Source organism: Shewanella dokdonensis (genome assembly GCF_018394335.1).
In the GTDB taxonomy this organism is placed as follows: domain Bacteria; phylum Pseudomonadota; class Gammaproteobacteria; order Enterobacterales; family Shewanellaceae; genus Shewanella; species Shewanella dokdonensis.
This window is the reverse complement of the sequence record NZ_CP074572.1, coordinates 2369757-2390293: the sequence shown is the minus strand read 5'-3', so window position 1 is coordinate 2390293 and position 20537 is coordinate 2369757. Positions and strand designations below refer to the sequence as shown.

The 20537-nt window shown below is 50.5% G+C and carries 11 protein-coding genes and 4 pseudogenes; 8 read left to right on the top strand and 7 right to left on the bottom strand.

What is annotated here, in order from left to right:
- Positions 1–122: 122 nt before the first annotated feature.
- From nrfD to phsA, 3 genes and pseudogenes are all read right to left on the bottom strand, one after another.
- A complete protein-coding gene (nrfD, locus tag KHX94_RS11455) occupies positions 123–1061 on the bottom strand; it encodes an NrfD/PsrC family molybdoenzyme membrane anchor subunit (RefSeq protein ID WP_213680739.1) in 939 nt (312 codons plus the stop codon).
- Positions 1058–1630: a 4Fe-4S dicluster domain-containing protein gene (locus KHX94_RS11450; RefSeq protein ID WP_213680738.1), complete on the bottom strand. Its 573-nt coding sequence runs from the start codon at positions 1628–1630 to the stop codon at positions 1058–1060. Before KHX94_RS11450 ends, nrfD begins: the two co-directional genes overlap by 4 nt.
- A 13-nt stretch (positions 1631–1643) precedes the next feature.
- Positions 1644–3918 (bottom strand): annotated as a pseudogene (gene phsA, locus KHX94_RS11445) (thiosulfate reductase PhsA).
- Between the two features lie 578 nt (positions 3919–4496).
- Between phsA and KHX94_RS11440 the strand changes: the two are divergent.
- The 4 genes and pseudogenes from KHX94_RS11440 to KHX94_RS11425 all read left to right on the top strand — a co-directional run bounded on the left by KHX94_RS11440 (position 4497) and on the right by KHX94_RS11425 (position 9470).
- Positions 4497–4823: a c-type cytochrome gene (locus KHX94_RS11440; protein ID WP_213680737.1), complete on the top strand. Its 327-nt coding sequence runs from the start codon at positions 4497–4499 to the stop codon at positions 4821–4823.
- Between the two features lie 113 nt (positions 4824–4936).
- Positions 4937–6664, top strand: coding sequence for a DUF3373 domain-containing protein (locus KHX94_RS11435; RefSeq protein WP_213680736.1), 1728 nt, complete (start codon positions 4937–4939; stop codon positions 6662–6664).
- 43 nt (positions 6665–6707) lie between these two features.
- Positions 6708–8080, top strand: a pseudogene (locus KHX94_RS11430) (tetrathionate reductase family octaheme c-type cytochrome).
- Positions 8081–8327: 247 nt separating this feature from the next.
- Complete coding sequence (locus tag KHX94_RS11425; RefSeq protein ID WP_213680735.1) at positions 8328–9470, top strand: putative sulfate/molybdate transporter; 1143 nt, start codon at positions 8328–8330, stop codon at positions 9468–9470.
- A 3-nt stretch (positions 9471–9473) separates the two neighbouring features.
- Here the strand turns inward: KHX94_RS11425 and KHX94_RS21125 are convergent.
- Positions 9474–11208: pseudogene (locus KHX94_RS21125) on the bottom strand (sensor histidine kinase).
- Between the two features lie 254 nt (positions 11209–11462).
- Here KHX94_RS21125 and KHX94_RS11415 point away from each other — a divergent pair.
- Positions 11463–12064, top strand: a pseudogene (locus KHX94_RS11415) (response regulator transcription factor).
- Positions 12065–12137: 73 nt separating this feature from the next.
- Here the strand turns inward: KHX94_RS11415 and KHX94_RS11410 are convergent.
- Both KHX94_RS11410 and KHX94_RS11405 read right to left on the bottom strand, forming a co-directional pair.
- Positions 12138–12701, bottom strand: coding sequence for an isochorismatase family protein (locus tag KHX94_RS11410; protein WP_213680734.1), 564 nt, complete (start codon positions 12699–12701; stop codon positions 12138–12140).
- A 63-nt stretch (positions 12702–12764) separates the two neighbouring features.
- A complete protein-coding gene (locus KHX94_RS11405; RefSeq protein ID WP_213680733.1) occupies positions 12765–13700 on the bottom strand; it encodes a pseudouridine synthase in 936 nt (311 codons plus the stop codon).
- Between the two features lie 417 nt (positions 13701–14117).
- Between KHX94_RS11405 and KHX94_RS11400 the strand changes: the two genes are divergently transcribed.
- Both KHX94_RS11400 and KHX94_RS11395 read left to right on the top strand, forming a co-directional pair.
- Entirely contained in the window at positions 14118–16520 is a 2403-nt protein-coding gene (locus tag KHX94_RS11400) for a TonB-dependent receptor plug domain-containing protein (RefSeq protein ID WP_213680732.1), read from the top strand.
- A 115-nt stretch (positions 16521–16635) separates the two neighbouring features.
- A complete protein-coding gene (locus KHX94_RS11395; protein WP_213683419.1) occupies positions 16636–17109 on the top strand; it encodes a NanQ anomerase/TabA/YiaL family protein in 474 nt (157 codons plus the stop codon).
- 58 nt (positions 17110–17167) lie between these two features.
- On the opposite strand, the gene KHX94_RS11390 is transcribed toward KHX94_RS11395, so the two are convergent.
- Positions 17168–17797, bottom strand: a complete 630-nt coding sequence (locus tag KHX94_RS11390; RefSeq protein WP_213680731.1) for an MliC family protein — start codon at positions 17795–17797, stop codon at positions 17168–17170.
- A gap of 277 nt (positions 17798–18074) precedes the next feature.
- Between KHX94_RS11390 and KHX94_RS11385 the strand changes: the two genes are divergently transcribed.
- Positions 18075–20477, top strand: a complete 2403-nt coding sequence (locus KHX94_RS11385; RefSeq protein WP_213680730.1) for a TonB-dependent receptor plug domain-containing protein — start codon at positions 18075–18077, stop codon at positions 20475–20477.
- Positions 20478–20537: the final 60 nt, after the last annotated feature.

Genomic DNA, 20537 nt, shown 5'->3' with positions numbered 1-20537 from the left:
CGTCTCTCCCCAGCCGCTGTTTGTTCAATTAAAGATAGTTGTTACCCAATGACTCTTCAGAAAAAGCGACATAAAAAAGCCCTCACTGAAGCGAGGGCTTTGATTTTCATCACATAAATGATTTAGCCAAGGTAACTTTGACCGGCATACAGGATGAAGTGTCTTAGTGCCAGCACCCCGGTTAGGCTACACAGCGCCCCTAACAACATCACGCCTTTGCCATGACGTTGCGGTGCCGGTAACAGCAATGATAACAGCGGAACCCCAAAACCAACCGCTACTACTAGCGTCCAGAATACTGCCGCCCAAGTGCCAGTTGTCAGCGATGCCAACGCCAGCGCTGCGGCGCCACCCTTGAAGTACAGGCCACAAAACAGCATAAACAGGAACAGAATCTCAATGCCAACAACGGGCAGTTCAATCCCATGCAGGCGACCAAGCTCATGATCATGCGCCGGGGTTTTGAACAACAGCAATGCAACGACAGCATTGGCGGCCGCACCAGCAGAAATCCCTGACACCAAGAACAGCGCTGGCAAAATTGCAGTATTGAGCATCGGATAGATATTCATCGCTGAGATCAAGAAACCAGTGTAAGCACCCACGATCACCGCCAGCGCAAACAACAAGGTTTCAATTGGTTTTCTGAGACCATTCAGTACATCGGCCAGCCCCTGAAGGAAACCTAAACCGATAGCTGCCAGTTGCCCACGGAATACCACCAACGCATAGAGGAAGCTCAATGGAATAAAGACCAGTAGCGCCAGCACCCCGATAGACATCACCGAAGTGAAGTTATAGTGGATAAGAATCAACCAGAAATGGAACGGCCGGGTCAGGTCAAAGACCAGACATAGCATCCCCAGACAGATAGCCACGGGTGCAATGAGTGCGGCGGCCTTGAGGATGGGACTCTCCTCACGGTCACCCTTGACCCAGCGCATCACAATGGCGATCAGTAAACTGCCTGCAGAAAGCCCGGCCAGAAACAGGTATACGGCAATCACCCAATGCCAGGTCACAGGATTGTACTGTGACATATCACCCCAGATATTGTTCATGCTTCAATCCCTCCTTTGCGGGCAGGAATACGGTAAACCCTTGGTTGCGTACCAAGATGGACTTTTTCGCGGTAAGTTGGCGCGCTGTTCAGCAGTTGGCTCACTTCACTATGAGGATCATTGGCATCGCCAAACACCAGTGCATTAGTGGGGCACACGGTGACACAGGCCGGTTGTTCGCCGCGCGCTAGCCGGGTATCGGCACAGAAATTACATTTTTCAGCGGTGTGGCTGAGCGGATTGATAAAGCGCACTTTGTAAGGGCAGGCAGCGATACAATACTGGCAGCCAACGCACTTATCTTGTTTAATCGACACGATACCATCGGCAGTGACATATGCCGCCCCAGTGGGGCACACCTTAACGCAAGGCGCGTCTTCACATTGCTGACAAGACACCCGGTTATATTTGAAATGCAATAAAGGCACGTCACCGAATGGGCCTTCGACCCTAACTTGCAGACGGGTGACGCCTTCTGGCACTTGGTTTTCACTGCGGCAGGCAACATTGCACGCCTGACAGCCGATGCACTTGTTTTCATCATGCACCATGACATATCTTTTGCTCATCGTCGGCCTCCCGTTATGCCTTTTCCAATTTCACACCAGTAGTGTGTACGCACATACCACAGACAGGTGCCGTTGCATGTGGCAGCAGATTGCCACAATGCAGCCCCTTACCGCTGGCACGGGTCAGTTCCTTGTTTTTGGAACCAAAGCCCATGTAAGCAAATACGGTGTCTGGGCGAATGCCCTTGGTGACCAGCGCATGGCCGATTTCGCTGCCAACACTGGAAGTTAGACGGATATTGTCACCACTATTGATGCCATGTTTGGCCGCAGTATCTGGATGGATCCACACGGCGTTATCTGACATAAGATTGGCAAGCATAGGCACATTGTGAGTGGCACCATTGGTATGCACAGCCACCTTGCCCTGAATGAAGTACAGCTCATCGGGCTGCTTCAATTTAACATCGTGGTAAGCGATAAGGCCGCGCCCTGGCGCCATCGCTTCCACTTCGGCGGAGTAAAGCTCAATTTTGCCGCTCGGGGTTTTGAATTTTACGGCACTGCCATAAGTACCGTCTTCATCGGCCACCCGAGCGCCAGGATAGGCCGTCACAAAGTCAGCCACCATCTGCGGTTCACGCAACATCAGTGGCTTACCGTAGCTGACATAGCCTTTAGTTTTGATGAGTTTCAGCAGCGCATCATCTTTGTTGACCTGAGCCAACTGCAAGGTTTGGATATTGTCCCACGGATAGTAGGCTTGTAAGCCCAGCTTAATGCCTAATTCACGGAAGATCTGCCAAGCGGGTTTAGCCTCGCCAATCACATCAACCACCTGTTGGCGCACGTAGTAACCGGGGTTTTTGCCTGACTTATCGGCAATCTCCTCATCCCGTTCCAGATAGGTGCATTCCGGCAGGATATAATCGGCAAACGCCGCGGTTTCACTGACATACAGATCGCAGCAAACGACCAGTTCCATCTTCTGCAGCGCCTGTTCCACCTTGCTGCGGTCTGTCACAGTCTGCATCGGGTTGGTACGGGTCATCACCCAGCCATGAATCGGATAAGGTTTGCCGCTTTCTACGGTATCAATAATCGATTGGTAAACGCCGCCCATCTTCCAAGTCAGTGCGTATTGTTCGTCCAGTTGATCGATACGTTTGGCTTCAGGTTTAGGAATTTTCACGCCTGGATTTGCCAGTGACGGCGCAACCTCAGCCCCGGCGAATTTGTTGTAGCTGCTAGCCTTTTTGCCAGTGTACAACCCCCTTTGCGCTCAAAATTGCCAATCAGCACGTTAGCGGCATAAATTGCCCGGCGCAGCTCAAACTCTTCTGGGGTAAAGGTGCTGCGATGACCAAAATCGACCACTGCGTGTGGCGCCGCTTTCGCCAGTTCATGGGCAATCCGGCGGATATCCTTGGCACATCAGAAAGTTGCTGCGCCCATTCTGGCGTGTATCCAGCCACCTGTGCGGCAAACTGCTCAAAACCGTCCACATAGCGTTCAACAAACGCCTTGTCATAGAGATTATCAGCAATCAACACTTGGCTGATCGCCAGCGCCACTGCAACGTCACTTCCAGGGCGAACCGGATACCATTCATCAGCTTTTGAGGCTACCACTGAAAAACGCGGATCAAACACCACCAATTTGGCATGTTTGTCCATCTGCGCCTTCATCAGCGCCCGCGTTTCGGACATGTTGATCCCCTCATAGAGGTTATGACCGAAGTTGATGATGAACTTACTGTTGCTTAAATCGCGTTTGAGCTTAGTGCCATAGATAGCATGAGCGGCGACTTCATAACCACCAGGGCAAGTGGACAGATGGGTAAATGTATTCGGGCTGCCAAAAGCGTTCGCCATATTGAAGATATGGGTGTGTTCTGAACCAGACTTGGAAGAAAACACCACGGTTTCTGGGCCATATTTGTTTTTCAGTTCGTTCAGTTTGGTGGCAATTTCGCTGTAGGCATCTTCCCAACTGATGGTTTGCCATTTGCCTTCACCACGCTCACCCACGCGTTTCATCGGCTTAACAATACGCTGTGGGTCATATAGCAAGCTGTGGCCAGCACCACCGCGGGCGCAGACTTTACCGCCGAAGGCTTTGGCTTCAGCGTTCCCCTGGATGAATACCGTTTTACCATCCACTACTCGAGCAGAAATGGGGCAGCGGGTGGAACACATTTCACAGATACTGGGTACCGCTTCGGCGCTGCCACTCAGTGCGGGCGCACCGACAGCGGCAATGGAGCCGGGGATCACACCGGTCAAGGCACAGGATGCACCTGTGGCACCGGCACCTTTAAGGAAAGCCCGTCGATCAAGCTTTATCATGGTTAACCTCCATCATCTTCCACGGAAGACGAATAGTTCTCTCGGAATCGTTTTTACTCAGACGCATTACACGGGTTGTATTGCAACTGCATCTGCGCGGATTTCGAGTAGATTGTTAATCCATGAATATTATGTGGGTATTGTGGTAAACCACAATGTGCCGGTGGATGTGATCCAAGGCATAAGAAGTTCGGCTTTATGCCCTCAATATGTGAACGGAATTACATTCTATTTACGCATTAACTAAAGCGTAAAATAGTTATTTAGCTGTCTACAAAATAGCTAATATTAACTTTTGTTAACTTCGTCACCCCGATAAAAATGTGATATCACTTGCAATATCTATTTTCTATAATTTAATAAATTAAAACATATCATATTGATTTGTTTAAATATTATATATTAGAAATATTGTTTAATTAGATTTTTTCAATGATATTTTTTTCAATTAGAAAAATTCATGAAAGTGATCACCGTCAAATCCTCATATTTATCCCTCTGCTAAATTGTTAACCGAAATAAAACAACAGCAACATCCGTAAAGGAATGATGCATTAATTCGCAACATGAGGACTTTGATGATGAAAACCACAATCCAGCTCGGTGTATTACTGCTGGCCACAGTGCTGGCGGCAGGTGCCAACGCTGCCGATGGCGGCAATCCCAAGAAAGGCAAACATCTGTACAAGAAAGAGTGCAAAGTCTGCCACAGTAAAAGCGATGCTGCCGGAGAACTGACTCCTATGAGCAAGACCATGGCGCAATGGGATCGTTTCTTCGATAAAGACAAGCATAAAGCTAAACCAGAAGTGTTCCAGAAACTGAGTGAGCAGGATCTGAAAGATATTCAGCAATTCCTGTATGACCATGCAGCGGATTCTGCGCAGCCCCAAACCTGCGGCTAATCCCGGCACCTAAGCCCAAAACCATCCGACAAACTGACAGCAACACGATGGAGCATGCTCCAGGGCCTGTTGCTGCCTGAAAAAGACCGGGGCTTCCGGTCAGGAGATAAAATATGCGCACGTTAGTCGCAATTGTTGTCGCCCAGGCTTTAGGACTTGCCGCCATGGCTAGCCCTGCTGTTTATGCCGCAGAAGTAACTGATAACGCCAAGATTGCTGAGCTGAAACAGCAACTGGCGGAGATTACCGAAGAGTTAGAGAGCCTCAACTCCCGGGTCAATAAAACCGAACGCCACGCTGCCCTTGACCGCATCACTTTTACCGGTGATTTTCGTGTTAGAGCCCATTCACTGCACTATCAGGATGTCACCTGGAATCCAGCAATATTGATGAATTTCAGTGACTTTGGCGCCCGCGCTATGGCTGGAGAATATGGCGATCCTGCCAACGTCAATTCACCATTAGGGAAAATGATGGCCGCCAATCCGGCACTGGCAACTGCCTTCCAGAGTGGTCAATTGAGCGGCATCATGCCTTATGTGCTGGCCGCCAAGAGTCGGCAGGATATCGATAACGATATTTACTATAACACCCGCTTGCGGCTGAACATGAAAGCCCAAGTATGGGACAACGTAGACTTTGCTGGCCGTCTCAGCATGTACAAAAACTGGGGCGATTCTACCGGAGTGCAGGTGTTCGATTCCTGGCGCGCATTCACCATGGATGGCACCGACTCGTCGAATACCTCAGGTGACTGGCTGCGGGTAGAACGCGCCTATTTTGACTGGCGTAACATTGGTGGTTCCGAGTTTTATCTGTCCATTGGCCGTCGGCCTTCCACCTATGGCCCGCCCAGCCATTACCGTGAAAACGAACTGCGTGGCGGCACACCGTCTGGGCATCTGGTTAACTTCAACTTTGATGGCATGACTATCGGTTACAAACTCGGTGAATTGACCGGGGTTGAAGGTCAAGTCGTGCGTTTCTGTTATGGTCAAGGCTTTGAATCACAGTGGGGCAATGGTGAGCTGTTTGGTGACACCATTACCAAAGATACCCACTTGGGTGGCTTTAACATTGATGCCATTAACGATGGCAATCACTTCCTGCAATTTACCCTGTTCGCGGCCAAAGATATCAATGACGGTTTCAAAGGCACTATGGCCTTTCCTAACCAGTTGGCCTCTATCTTTGCACCGACCATGTATCAAGATCTGCAGAAGTTTGACAACTTCAATTTCGTCACGCGCGTCCAACCTAGCGGAGTGATCGGTGATATGTATCTGGGTGGCGTAGGTTACTCCTACGAAACCGATGATGAGATGAAGTTCTTCGCCTCATTCGGTTGGACCCGTACCGTTGGTAATGGCTATGCTGGCATGTTCGGCGGCTTGTTGTCCGATGCGGTATTTACCGCCGAACTGAACAATGATGGCAGCGAAATCATCATGTCACCATCCACCGCTGACAGTAACGAAAATCACGATGGCTACGGCATTTATGTGGGCATGCAGATCCCCGCGCCATACGGTAAATTTGGGCTGGAATACAACTACGGCTCCAAATACTGGACACCATTTACCCAAGCACAGGATGACCCAATCGGCAGCAAACTGGCCACTCGCGGTCATGTGGTTGAAGGGTATTACATCTTTGATGTTAACCCCCATATGTTCATCAAGCTGGCGGGGCTTTACTACGACTATGAATACACCGGCAGTGGCACTCCTGTAGGTGCGCCACAGAAAGTCAGTGATGTGCTTAATGGCACCGCTTATTCACTGTTACCCGTGATTGACACCGCGTTTGATGTCAACGCGTCGCTGACCGTTAACTTCTAACCCCATACAACAGCCCCGGGCAACCGGGGCAGGAGACACACTTATGAGATCACTTGCGTTACTCCTGTTGCTGGCGGCCGGAAGTGCCAGTGCGTCAGCGCCACACCAAGAGGTACTAAAAGGGCCCTATGCCAACGGCCCAGAAGTCACCAAAGCCTGTCTGCAATGTCATGAAAAGGAAGCAAAAGATGTGATGAAAAGCTCTCACTGGACTTGGGAGCTGCAACAGCAATTACCGGGCCGCAGCGTAATACGTGGCAAGAAAAACGCGATTAACAACTTCTGTGTATCTATTGCGGGCAACCAACCCCGTTGCACAGTCTGTCACGCAGGTTATGGCTGGAAAGACAACAGCTTTGATTTCACTGACGAAACCAAAGTGGACTGTCTGGCCTGCCATGACACCACCGGCACCTATACCAAAACCGTTGCGGGTGAAGTGTTTGAAAATGTCGACTTGGTAAAAGTGGCACAAAATGTTGGTAAGCCGGTACGTGATAACTGCGGTTCCTGCCATTTCTACGGCGGTGGAGGTGATGCAGTAAAACACGGCGATCTGGATTCTTCCATGGCCTACCCAGACAAAAATCTGGACGTACACATGGATGCCGATGGTAACGACTTCCAGTGCCAGGATTGCCACCACACCAAAGACCACGATATCAGCGGCAATGCCATGGGCGTATCGCCTGGCGGTGAAGATCATATCGGCTGTACTAACTGTCACGATGCCGCGCCACACGCTAATAAGCGCTTGAACGCCCATACCGCTACGGTTTCCTGTCAGACCTGCCATATTCCGTTCTATGCCCGCCAAGAAGCCACCAAACTGACTTGGGACTGGTCAACTGCGGGTGAAGACAGAGAAGACGCAGTGGATGAATACGGCCGTCATACTTACCTCAAGAAAAAGGCTCGTTCACTTGGGGCAAGATGGTGAAACCCAGCTACGCCTGGTACAACGGCAAGGCAGATGCCTATATGGCCGGAGACAAGATGGACCCAAGTAAAGTCACTAAACTGGCTTATCCACTGGGCGATATCAAAGATGCAAAAGCCAAGATCTATCCGTTCAAGGTATTTACCGGTAAGCAGATCTACGACAAGAAGAACCATATCTTCCTCAATCCGAAAACTTACGGTAAAGGCGGTTACTGGAGTGACTTCGATTGGGATAAAGCCGTACGCTTGGGTATGGCAGAAAGCGACCCGATGAAGGCAGTAGGGGCGACATATAGTGGCGAATATGGTTTTGCGGCAACCGAGATGTGGTGGCGCATCAACCATATGGTGTCACCTAAAGCACAAGCGCTCAAATGCGCCGATTGCCACAGTGCTAATGGTCGTCTGGACTGGAAAGCACTGGGTTATCAAGGTGATCCGATGAAAGTGAAAGGTATATTGCATAGCAAATAAAGCGTAACAAACGTTCCTTGTTTGGTCGGACATGATAAGTGCTCCCGACTAGGACCAGTTCCAATCCCTGCTCAGGAACTGGTCCACCTTTCCAGACAATAAGACCAAACCTTCAGCCAAACTGTCCCAGCGCAGCTAAACTCAAAGCGTAAATGCCAGAAAATTCCGGAATCTACGGCATTAACACCGCTAAAAAACTGGCACTGTTATTGCGGTTATTGTGGCATCTGTTACAACGGCAACCTATATGACTCCATCCAGTCCTGTTTCTGTCAACTTCAACCGCACACTAGGGGAATTCAGTGGCGCGTTTGCCGATCTGGGCACCTTTCTGCCGTTAGTGCTGGGGCTGATTGCCCTAAACCAGTTTTCACCCCAAGGGATCTTTTTCGGCTTCGGTATTTTTGCGCTGGCTGTAGCGCTGTTCTACCGGCGCCCAATCCCAATCCAACCGATGAAAGTGATCTCGGCGCTGGTGATTGCTCAAGGGCTGACACCGGGGATCATGCAGGCCAGCGGCATCTTGATGGGCGCAATTCTATTGTTGTTAGCCTACAGTGGTGCCATTACCTGGCTATCTCGGCAGATTTCCCAGGCCATCAGCGTAGGGATCCAGTTTGCCATCGGCATCCAACTGCTGTTGATGGGCGGTAAGATGATGGCGGTTACGCCCCTCATAGGTTTTGGCGCATTTGCGTTGATTTTCCTGTGCCGTTTTATGCCGCTGCGTTATGTCTCCATGCCGCTGGTATTGGTTGCCGGAATGTGGTGGCAATATCAGCATGGCGGCGATGTAGCCAGTTTTCACTTTAATCAGACTCCGTGGCAACTCCACTGGCCGTTAGCCGCAGAGTGGTCGCAAGCTCTCACGTTGCTGGTACTCCCACAGTTGGCGATGACACTGACCAATGCGGTGATTGCCACATCAGCCGTGGCTAAGGAAAAATTCCCTGAAGAAGCCGAGCGCTTCACGCCCAAAGCCTTTGCCACCAGTTCTGGGCTGGCCAATCTGTTGTTGGCACCATTAGGCGCCATTGCCATGTGTCACGGTGCGGGAGGTTTGGCCGTGCAATATCATTTTGGCGCACGGCGGATGTGGGCACCGTTAATCTTTGGCCTCAGTTGTGTCGCGATTGCCCTGAGCTGGGGCGAGTCTGTCGCTTGGCTACTGAGTCTGATCCCGATGGCAATTCTTGGCAGTTTGCTGTCGATTGCTGGCTTGCAATTGGCTTGGTCAAAACGGCTACTGGATGGTCGGCCATTCTGCATGGCGGTCATCGCTGCCACGGCCATTGTCAGCTTGACGGTTAATCCGGCCGCCGGACTACTGGCTGGCCTGATAGTGGAATTTTGTCGCAGCCGCTGGGAACTGATCCAAACTATCCGCTAATGGTTAGTTGCGCTGGTATGGCAGCCACAACCGCGCCCGGCATCCTTGGCGGTCAAGACGGTTTTCCAGTTGCAGTATCCCTTGGTGTTCGGTCATGACTTCTCGGCAGATAGCGAGCCCCAAGCCAAGGCCATGTTCCTTGGTGGTGGCAAAAGATTCCATTAACTGGCTAACCGGCGCCGTTAAGCCACTGCCAGTATCTTTCACTTCCAACAATAACCAAGGCTGCTGCAATGCCTGCTCCCGCTCGCTCGGAAATGCCTGATAATCGATGCTAATGTGTAGCTGCCGCTCGCGGCTATTTTCCATGGCGTCCAAGGCATTTTTCAGCAGATTCACCAGCACCTGACTCAGTCCGACGCTATCACCCAATATGGCTTGCTCATCGCCGTTGATGTGCAGTTGCATTGCGACTTGCTGCTGCGCCATTGCGCGCTGAAACAGCGCCAGCGCTTCTTGCAATAACGGTAAGATCAACAGTGGCACGTTGCCATTACGGCGACGCCGCAACAGTCCACGAATACGATGTACTACCCCACCAGCGCGCATCGACTGGTTATAGATTTTCGTCAGCACATCATGCAGTTGCTGGTGATCTGGGTCATGTTGTCCAAGCCGTTCCAACGCCATTAAGGCGCCTTCACTGTACTGAGTAATCGCCGCGATAGGTTGGTTGAGTTCGTGGGCCAAGCCCGCCCCTATTTCCCCAACAATGGCGGCACTCTGCATCCGTTCCAGTTGCAGCTCTTTATCCTTGAGTTGCCGTTCGGTCAGCAGCAAAAACTCGTTTTTCTGGCGAATTTTATATTCCAGCCATAAATGGTATAGCGGTGCCAAAAAGAAAATCGCCAACAGCAGCATGGCCAGATCCCGATGCAAGCGAAACCACTTGCGAGCCGCATCGTACAAAGGGGCGGCCCACCATGCAGTTGCAGTTCGTCATACAGTTTGATCACCGCCAGTTGGCTCACTGGTGCAGTCCAGCCCATAAGGTCGGCACGGATAGCGGCCTCCGAATCGGCGGGCAATTCAAACAATGCTTGCGTGATGGCTTGCGTGATGTGGCTAGGTACTTGATCTGAGGCGGCAAAAGACCAGTTGGGATACAGCGGAGTGCTGGCATCGCAATCATAACCTTCTGAGCGCTGGCGATTGATCACCCGGAAATCTTCACGTTTCACCAAGCCCCCATCGACCATCTCTTCTAAAGTACAGTAAGGCGTGATGGCAGCATCAACCGTACCGTCACGCACCTGATACACCAAGGGCTCCAGTGGGAAACCTAGGAAATGGATGTCACCAAAAAAGAGCGGGCTTCAATGCCGCGCCGATTAAGCAGCCCCACCGCCGCCTGATAGCCTCCGAGCGCCTGGGGATCGCTGCCCACCACAGAGGCTCCGCGCAGATCCTCCAAGCGAGTAATCGGGCTGCTAGCACTGACAATAATGGTGGAGCCAATGGCATAAGTTGCGCCGTTATGTTTACGGCTACGCATGGTGGCCAACCAAGACAAAGGTAATTGGTTGCTGAGGCTGAGGTACTGGCCGGGATTGGTGACAATAAACTGAATACGGTGATCCAGCAGTTGCTGGTCCATCTGGGTAAAATTCAGCGGCACCACTTCGAAACGATTTCCCGGCAGCCGGTTACTGAGATAATCCATCATCGGCTGCCAGCGCTGTTTGGCCTGCGCTTCACCATGATTGGCCAGCACCGCCACCCGAAACACAGCTTCAATGGGATCATCCCCATTTCACCATCGGCAATGGAGTGCATTGCCTGACTCTGACTGCTGCACAACCACCATAGCAGCATCCACCAGTACCGCTTCATAATCGCCCCATTGGATTTAGTTGCATTCAGCCTAATACAGCCGTTACAGCAAATCCTTGAATCACTGCAAACGCTTAGTAAAAAGCGGGTGATCTGTGTCCAAAAGCCAGCGTTTCTGATTTGTGGCGATCGCGGGGGCGCATTACTCTTGAGGCAATAATGAGGATGAGAGCCCCGATGCAACAAACAATCTATCTGGTGGATGATGATGCCGCCATCCGTGATTCACTCAGTTTCATGCTGGGCCAGTTTGGTTATCAGGTACAAGGATTTGCCGATGGTATGAGTTTTCTGGCGCACTGCCCGCTACAACAACCCGGCTGCGTCATTCTCGATGCAAGAATGCCGGAAATCACCGGTCAGGCGCTGCAACAGCGGTTACTACAGTGTGATAGCCCGTTAGGTATCATTTTTCTCACGGGTCATGGCGATCTGCCAATGGCAGTAGAAGCTTTCCGCCGTGGCGCCTGTGATTTTTTCAAAAACCCGTCAATGGTAAAGCCTTGGCCGCGGCCATCGACAAGGCACTGGAAAGCAGTCGTAAGATCTGGGAGGAACAACAACTACAGGCGCGTTTTAACACCCTCAGCCCCAGAGAACGGCAGGTATTGCAGTTACTGATCCAGGGGCAGACCAACAAACAGATGTCAGAAGCGCTGTTCTTGTCGCTGCGGACTGTAGAGGTTCACCGCGCCAACACCATGAAAAAACTTGGGGTGCATGCCCTAGGTGAATTGATGAAATACACCCCACTGTTTTAACCGTGCGGCGCGGCAAAATATCGCCACCACGCTTGCTCCTGGGCTAATGCGCCAGGATATGTATCCTCGCCACTTAAGCCGGAGATGCCGCCAATAACGCCAGTAGCGCTTTGGCCGTACCCGTTTCGCCGAGCCGAGGGAAGATCCGCTGAATACTGTTGCGATGGGTTTCCTGATTGAGATCTGTCATCGCATCTGTCACTAAAGAGACATGGTAACCCAGCTCAAACGCCTGACGGGCGGTGGACTCAACCCCAATACTGGTAGCGATGCCGATGACCACCACCTGCGTAACGCCAAGCGCTTGCAGTTGCTGGTGCAAATCCGTGTTAATAAAAGCGCCCCAGTTGTGTTTGGTCACCAGAATATCCGTAGGAGCCTGAGCTAATTGAGGCACCAGCGTTGCCCAATTGTCGGGCAAGGTGCCACCGCGCACCGCTTGCTCGGTACGCCCCGGCGCCCCACCAGCCACATTCACCAGCACCACAGGGCGTTGCTGCTGTCGAAACGCTTGAATAATTTGCGCCGCCGTAGTGACAACCGCATTGGCATCACCACAGGTAGGCAAAGCAACAATGCCATATTGCAGATCGATAACAATCAATGCAGTGTGGGGATCGAGGCGAGAAAAAGTCATCTAACACTCCTTAGACACGAACCTTAAACACAAAAAACACCAATAATGCAGAACACTGACGAACTAGCTATCGAGCGCCAGCTCTGCGGCGAGACCTTCACAGTCAATATGCCGTAGTTCGCCATTGAGCGGATCGCGGTAACTCAGCTCGCAGGCCACCAGTTTTAATGGGCGAGAAAAATCATCGGCCTGAAGCGGTTGTAGCTCTGGATAGTAACGGTCATTCAGCAACGGCATGCCCAGCGATAACATATGCAGTCGTAGCTGATGGGTTTTACCTGTGATCGGCTGTAGCTCAAACAGACCGATATCCGCTTTCACCGCCAACAGACGGATCTCTGAATGACTGTTAGGTACACCGTCAACGATGCGCATGGTGAACCCAGGTTGGCCCCGTTCAATACGATTTTTGACCGTCCAACAGCGCGGCGTCGATAACCAGCCTTGCGGCAGCTGTTGCTGTATGGCGGGCGTTAAGCGTGCCAACGCCTGATAACGTTTGTGGATCTGCCCATTACGAAACAGCCCATGATAGGCATCGCGACTAGCGGCACTGACCGACAGCAACATCACCCCGGCAGTATCACGATCTAACCTGTGTACTGGGACAATCGTATCGATGCCAGTACGAGCACGCAGTCTGGCCACTAGGCATTCATTGACGAAGTGCCCACCAGGTGTCACAGGTAAGAAATGGGGTTTGAACACCAGTAGCGATTGCGAGTCCTGATACAGGATCTGTTCCTGAAACGGGATATGGGGTTCACTTGCCACTTCGCGGTAATAATACACCCGCTGTGCGGGTCGGTACGGCGTTAGTTCGTTGATCCGCTCACCGTCCTGCCAATGAACCTTGCCCTGTTGCAGTCGCTGGCGCCAAGTAGTTTCACTAATAGCCGGGAAACGCGCCAATAGAAAAGCCAACACGGTAGGCTTGTCAGTTTGTTGTTGCGGCAATACCACCCAAGATGGATGCACCGCTCTGACCGTTTGATTCATGAAATTCCTGCTTATCTGCGTCAACGCGATTGTAGCGCAAAGCATGAAGCTGGCCTACAGATGCCGCAATCGCGGCAGACCTTTTGTCAGATTACCGCAGCCTGTCACCACGAGAAAAAACCAATAACGTCCTCAGAGGAAAATTTACATTTTAAGGTTCAATTAAAAATTGATGGTGAGATTTTACACAATGCTCAATGTTACAATCGTTAAATTGATAAAAATGGCATATACAATACCTAAACCCTGCATATTATAAATAAAATTCAATTTTTTACTGTTTACATAGTATTAACAACAAATTGGTAGCTTTTTTCTCTTGATTTTTCATTCCTTAATTTGTTATTAACTGTTGTGAATAAGTAACAAAAATGACATAACAAATAGAAACTGACTCAAAGTGAAATAAGGGGTTGTATGCGTCTCTCTGTCATCTCTCTGGCGGTTGCCAGCCAGCTCGTTCTGCCAGCAGTCTACGCGGCGGACAATAATAGCAACATCGAAAAAATCTCTGTGGTAGGTTCCCGTCTGGCGGTTCGCAGTGCCACAGATACTGCGGTACCTGTCGATATTATTTCAGCGGAACAGCTGGAAGCCACCGGGATGACTGAAACCGCGAAAGCCCTGCAATTTGCCGCACCGAGCTACAGTTTTCCATCATCATCCGTTACCGATGGTACTGATGCGGTACGGCCAGCCAGTTTGCGAGGACTTTCGCCAGATCACACACTCGTGTTGGTCAACGGCAAGCGTTATCACGGTTCGGCACTGGTGCACCTCAACGGCACCGCAGGTCGTGGCTCTTCGAGCGTGGACTTGAACACCATCCCGATGTCGGCCATTAAACGCATCGAGATCCTGCGCGATGGCGCCTCTGCACAGTATGGTTCCGATGCTATAGCCGGGGTGATAAACATTGTGCTGAAAGACGCCAGCGAAGGCGCTGAAATTTCACTGCAAGGCGGGCAAACCTATGCTGGCGATGGCGAGCAGTGGCGCGCAGGTCTTAATAAAGGCATAAAGTTCAGTGAAAACGGACATGTGGATATTTCACTGGAAGCTCACCACAAGAATCCAACCAATCGCGCCGGATTGGATCAGCGCCAACAATATCCTTCACTGGCAGATAATAGCCCTGATCCACGGGAAGCCACTTTCGACCGTAAAAACCACCAGATTGGTGACGGCAAGTATGAAAACTTGGCCTTGTTTTTTAACGGTGCGCAGTATTTTGGCGATGATAAACTGTATTTCTTCGGTGGTATCAGTCACCGAGAAAACGAATCTGGCGCGTTTTATCGTCGCGCCTTAGATGCGCGTAACATCCTGGATATTTACCCAGACGGCTTTTTGCCCAAATTGGCCCCTAAGATTAAGGACTACTCTGCCACCGTCGGCTATGCCTTTAGTGTGGGAGAATGGAAACTGGATGCCGCCGCAGGTTTTGGCCGTAATGACTTTGAATACTATGTTAAAAACAGCCTCAACGCGTCTTATGGCCCTGACAGTCAGACCAGCTTCTACGATGGCACCTTGACCACCGAAGAAACCAACCTGACGCTGGATGCTTCGCGCTACCTGCCATTCTATAATGATTCGGAGCTGCTGCTGGCGCTGGGTGTAGCTTATCGTAATAACACTTATCAGATTGAAGCGGGTGAAGCCGCCTCCTATGCCAATGGTGGTTACGATAACCGCTCGGCGGGCAGCCAGGGCTTTACCGGGTTCACGCCAGCCTCAGAAGTGGATGAAAGTCGTCACAATACCGGGCTTTATGCTGAAGTGGAAAACCAGCTGACGCGAGATTTCTACTGGGCAGCAGCGGTGCGTTATGAAGACTATTCTGACTTTGGTAGCAATACCACTTGGAAACTGGCCGGACGCTATGATCTGACCGATAAGTTAGCCTTCCGCGCCACCGCCAATACCGGTTTCCGCGCCCCCAGCGTGCAACAGTTATATTTCACCAATATCTCGACCTTGTTTGTGTCCGATCCTGATACCGGAGAGCTAGTCCCAACAGAATCCGGGACGTTCAACAGCCTGTCACCCGTGGCACAGGCACTGGGCGTCAGCGAACTGAAACCGGAAAAATCCACCTCGTTCAGCGGTGGTCTGGTGTATACCGGAGATAACGGCATGACGATCACACTGGACGCCTACCAGATTGATATTGATGACCGCATTATCTTGTCCAGTTCACTGACACCGAGTGACTCAGCAGCCGTTGCCGCGGCACTTTCAGGCACTAATGCCGAATCTGCCCGCTTCTTTATCAACGGTGTTGATACCCGCACTAAAGGGGTAGATCTGGTGGTTAGCCAGAACTTTGAACTCGGAAGTTACGGTGATCTTGCCGCCAGCATGGTGTACGCCTATAACAAGAATGAGATCCGCAATATTCATCTGCCATCGCTGTTAGACGGCCTGGAAGACCAACTGTTTGACCATGTTGAACAGGTGCGAATGACCGATTCTTCACCGCAGAATAAAGGCAGTCTGAATTTGACCCACCACTATGGTGATTTCAAAACCAATCTGCGCTTCAATTTCTTTGGTGACTATAAAGTGGGCTTGTCCACTGGTGCTGACCTTGATTATGGTGCCAAAACCACCACAGATCTTTCTGTGGCTTATACGGCAACAGATAATCTGACTCTCACGGTTGGTGCACAAAACCTGTTTGATGTGTATCCAGATAGAGCCAAGACCGAACCTACCGATCAGAGCTTTGGCGGGATCTTCAAATACCCAGTAGGTAACACCCCGTTTGGCATGAATGGCGGTTACTACTATTTGCAAGCACGTTACACTTTCTAAGCCTTGTTGCAGATAACCCAACAGGTCGACAGTTGTCGGCCTGTTTTTTTATGTGTGGCCATACACTTTTATGGCGGCAAGGATATACTAGGCGCGCTTTCGCTAGGAGAACATGATGATCATCGACACCCTCACCAACCGCGCCTTATACGGTGCGCTACATCCACGCATTGCTACAGCACTGGAATATCTGGCTGCGACCGACCTTAGCCAGCTTGATAACGGCGTCTATGAACTTGAAGGTAAAGCACTATTTGCCATTGTGAGTGACTACAGCACTGTCGCCCGCGGTACCGAACCTTTTGAAGTGCACCGCAAGTATATTGATGTGCAATATATTGTCAGTGGCGAAGAGGAATTTGGTTATCTGCCACTACCGCAGCAGCAGACACCTTGTACCGCTTATGACAGTAGCCGCGATTTTGAAGAGTTCAGTTACTCACAAAACCAGGCGCGTGCCAGCTATGTCGCTTTACGCAGCGGTATGTTTGCCCTATTTTTCCCTAATGATGCACATATGCCTTGTTGTCATCTAGACGGCGAATCCAGGGTAAAAAAAGTGGTCATCAAGGTTAGAATTGAAGACTGACGCATAAAAAACAGCATGTGATATGCTGTTTTTTATGTCGCCATTAAGCCGTTATCAATTAATTAAGACCATCCGCTTTTTTATGGCATTGGGTTTCGGCAACTTTATCTCCCCAGCGTAATGTCAACCCACCCGCATGTTCCCATAGCAAGTGCTGAGCATCTTGGTATTTAGCACCGCTGGCGCTGGGCACCTGATACAACAACACTTCATCGTTGCCCACCTTGGCACGCACCACATTCGGCTCGGTATCAAAAAACTGTGCAACTAGCCAAGTTGATGGAACATTATCACAGACATAAGTGAACGGGCCTTGTGACGGCACCAATTGATAGCGCGCCTGCAGGGTGGCGATCCGCTGCTGATAATGACGACGACCACACACATCTGCCTGAGGCGCTGACATACAGGCATCACGTGCCCGAGCCCATTGCTGTTGGTTACTGTCGAGCAAGGGCAAATCTTCCAGTGCTGTTTTAGCCTGAACTTGCTGATAAATATAGGCTAATTTACGATCTAACTGCGCTAATAGCGGATTGCCACATACCCATTTTTTAACATCGGAACTCGCCGTCTGCGTTAAGTTACAGTCAAACGAAGGTGCTTCAGCGTTCGCGGCCATTGCTGAGGGAGCAAACAGCCATAGTGCCGCAGCACTCAGTATTACGCCTGTTATACCTTTCATCATATATCCTCCTGCAAGTCCGCCCGTTAACAACAGCTGATAAACTGCCACAGAGGCGTTCCAGCCCATTATTTATAAGGATAATCACAATTATTCAGAAACGATTCTTTATTAAGGATAATTCATTTATAACCACACACTTTATATATCTTTTTATAAGGTTAAGTGTAATTTTTTATAATCATATGCTCTGATTTATCACCATTATGTATACCGCCCCACATTGGTGCAGTGGTAAGCTTGCGCACAAAAGATGGGGAGTATTAAGAAGTTACATAATATGAAAGGTTATAATTTAGTGGCATTGGCCATTGCCGGCCAATTAATCACACCCGCAGTATTGGCAGCAGATAATGCCAACAACAGCGATATCGAAAAAATTGCAGTGATTGGTTCTCGCATCGCGGTGCGGACAGCAACTGACAGTGTCGCGCCGGTAGACATCATTACCGCCGAGCAACTGCAAGCAACAGGCTTGACCGAAACTGCCAAAGCGTTGCAGTTTGCGGCACCCAGTTACAGTTTTCCATTTTCCGCGGTGACGGATGGTTCTGATGCCGTCAGACCAGCCAATCTACGTGGTCTGTCACCCGACCACACGCTGGTGTTAGTCAATGGCAAACGTTATCACAGCTCAGCCTTGGTACATCTTTCCGGTACTGTTGGTAAAGGCGCCTCCAATGTGGATCTCAACACCATTCCAATGACCGCTATCAAACGGATTGAAATATTACGTGATGGTGCGTCAGCCCAATATGGTTCCGATGCCATCGCCGGCGTCATCAATGTGGTACTGAAAGATGCCAAAGACGGCGGCATGATCACCACTCAGTTAGGCCAGACTTACCAAGGTGATGGCGAACAATGGCGAGTAGGTGCCAACAAAGGGATTAGTTTCAGTCAAAACGGTTTTGTGAATGTATCGCTGGAGGCTCAGCACAAAAACAGCACTAACCGTGCCGGATTAGATCCCCGAGACCAGTATCCACGGCTGCCAGATGGCAGTAAAGATCCTCGGGAAGCAACCTTTAACCGTAAAAACCATCAAGTAGGTGATGCGGAATACGACAACGTTTCACTGTTTGCCAATGCAGCCCAGTATTTCGGGGACAGTGGCAAACTTTACGGCTATGCCGGTTATAGCCAGCGTGAAACCAAGTCTGGGGCGTTCTATCGGCGCGCGTTACAAGCTGGAAATGTCCCAGAAATCTACCCTGACGGCTTTTTGCCGCAGCTTGCACCTAAAATCAAAGATTATTCGGCACTGCTGGGTTATGAGTTTGACTGGGGCAAGTGGCATCTGGACAGCTCTGCGGGTTATGGCAAGAACAGCTTTAATTACCGGGTAGAAAACTCCCTCAACGCCTCACTCGGCCCGACCAGCCCAACCAACTTTGATGCTGGGACGTTATCTACCGATGAATACGATCTGACATTAGACGGCTCACGCTATTTTGATTTCTTTAACGATTCAGAAATCATGTTGGCGCTTGGAGCGGCTTGGCGGCAAAACGGTTATCAGATCCAGGCTGGCGATGAAGCATCATATGCTAATGGGGACTATCAAGGCAAACCCAGTGGCAGCCAGGGATTCAGCGGTTTCACACCTGAATCGGCAGTTGATGAACAGCGCCATAACACCGCCGTCTATGCCGAGTTGGAAAACCAGCTAACCGATGACTTTTACTGGTCGGCGGCGACACGTTATGAAGACTATTCCGATTTTGGCGATAAAGTCAGTTGGAAACTGGCGGCTCGTTATGATCTGACAGAACACTTTGCGGTACGCGCAACAGCAAATACCGGGTTCCGCGCACCTAGCGTGCAACAGCTGTATTTCACCAATATCTCCACGCTGTTCAATCCTGATCCTGTAACTGGCGATCTGGTGCCCACCGAATCAGGCACCTTTAACAACCTGTCTTCTGTCACTCAGGCATTACAGGTGGGCAAGCTACGTCCGGAAGAGTCAACTTCATATAGTTTGGGGTTGGTTTACACCGGAGATAATGGCCTGACGGTGACACTGGACAGCTATCAGATTGATATTGATGACAGAATTGTACTCTCAAGCTCATTGACACCGGACGATTCAGCGGTGGTCGCTGCGGCGCTTGCTGGCACTAATGCCGAATCGGCACGTTTCTTCATTAACGCGGTAGATACCCGTACCCGTGGGGTAGATTTGGTTGTCAGCCAACGCTTTGACCTCGGCAGCTTTGGCGATTTGCAGACCAATCTGGCGTACGCGTACAACAACACAGAGATTCAGGACATCCACCTGCCCACTATCCTTGATGGATTGCAGGATCAGCTGTTTGATCACATCGAACAGGTGCGTATGACTGATTCTACTTCACACCATACTGGTAGTTTAGGATTCACCCATCATCTGGGCGATTTCACCACCAGTCTGCGCTTCAGTTACTTTGGCCCTTATACCATTGCCTACAGTAGCGAAGATGTAGAGTACAAAGGTAAAACCACAGTGGATTTGTCTGTTGCCTACCAAGCTACCGACAACTTCACCGTCACAGTGGGTGCACAAAACCTATTTGATACTTACCCGCAGAAGCGGCCAGCAGATAATAATTTTAACGGCATCTTTGTTTACCCGCTGACCAACACGCCTTTTGGCTTTAATGGTGGCTACTACTTTGTTGAAGGTCGTTATACCTTCTAACTCACCAACTTTGCCCTCTACTCGAAAGACCGGTATCCACCGGTCTTTTTTTGTATTACT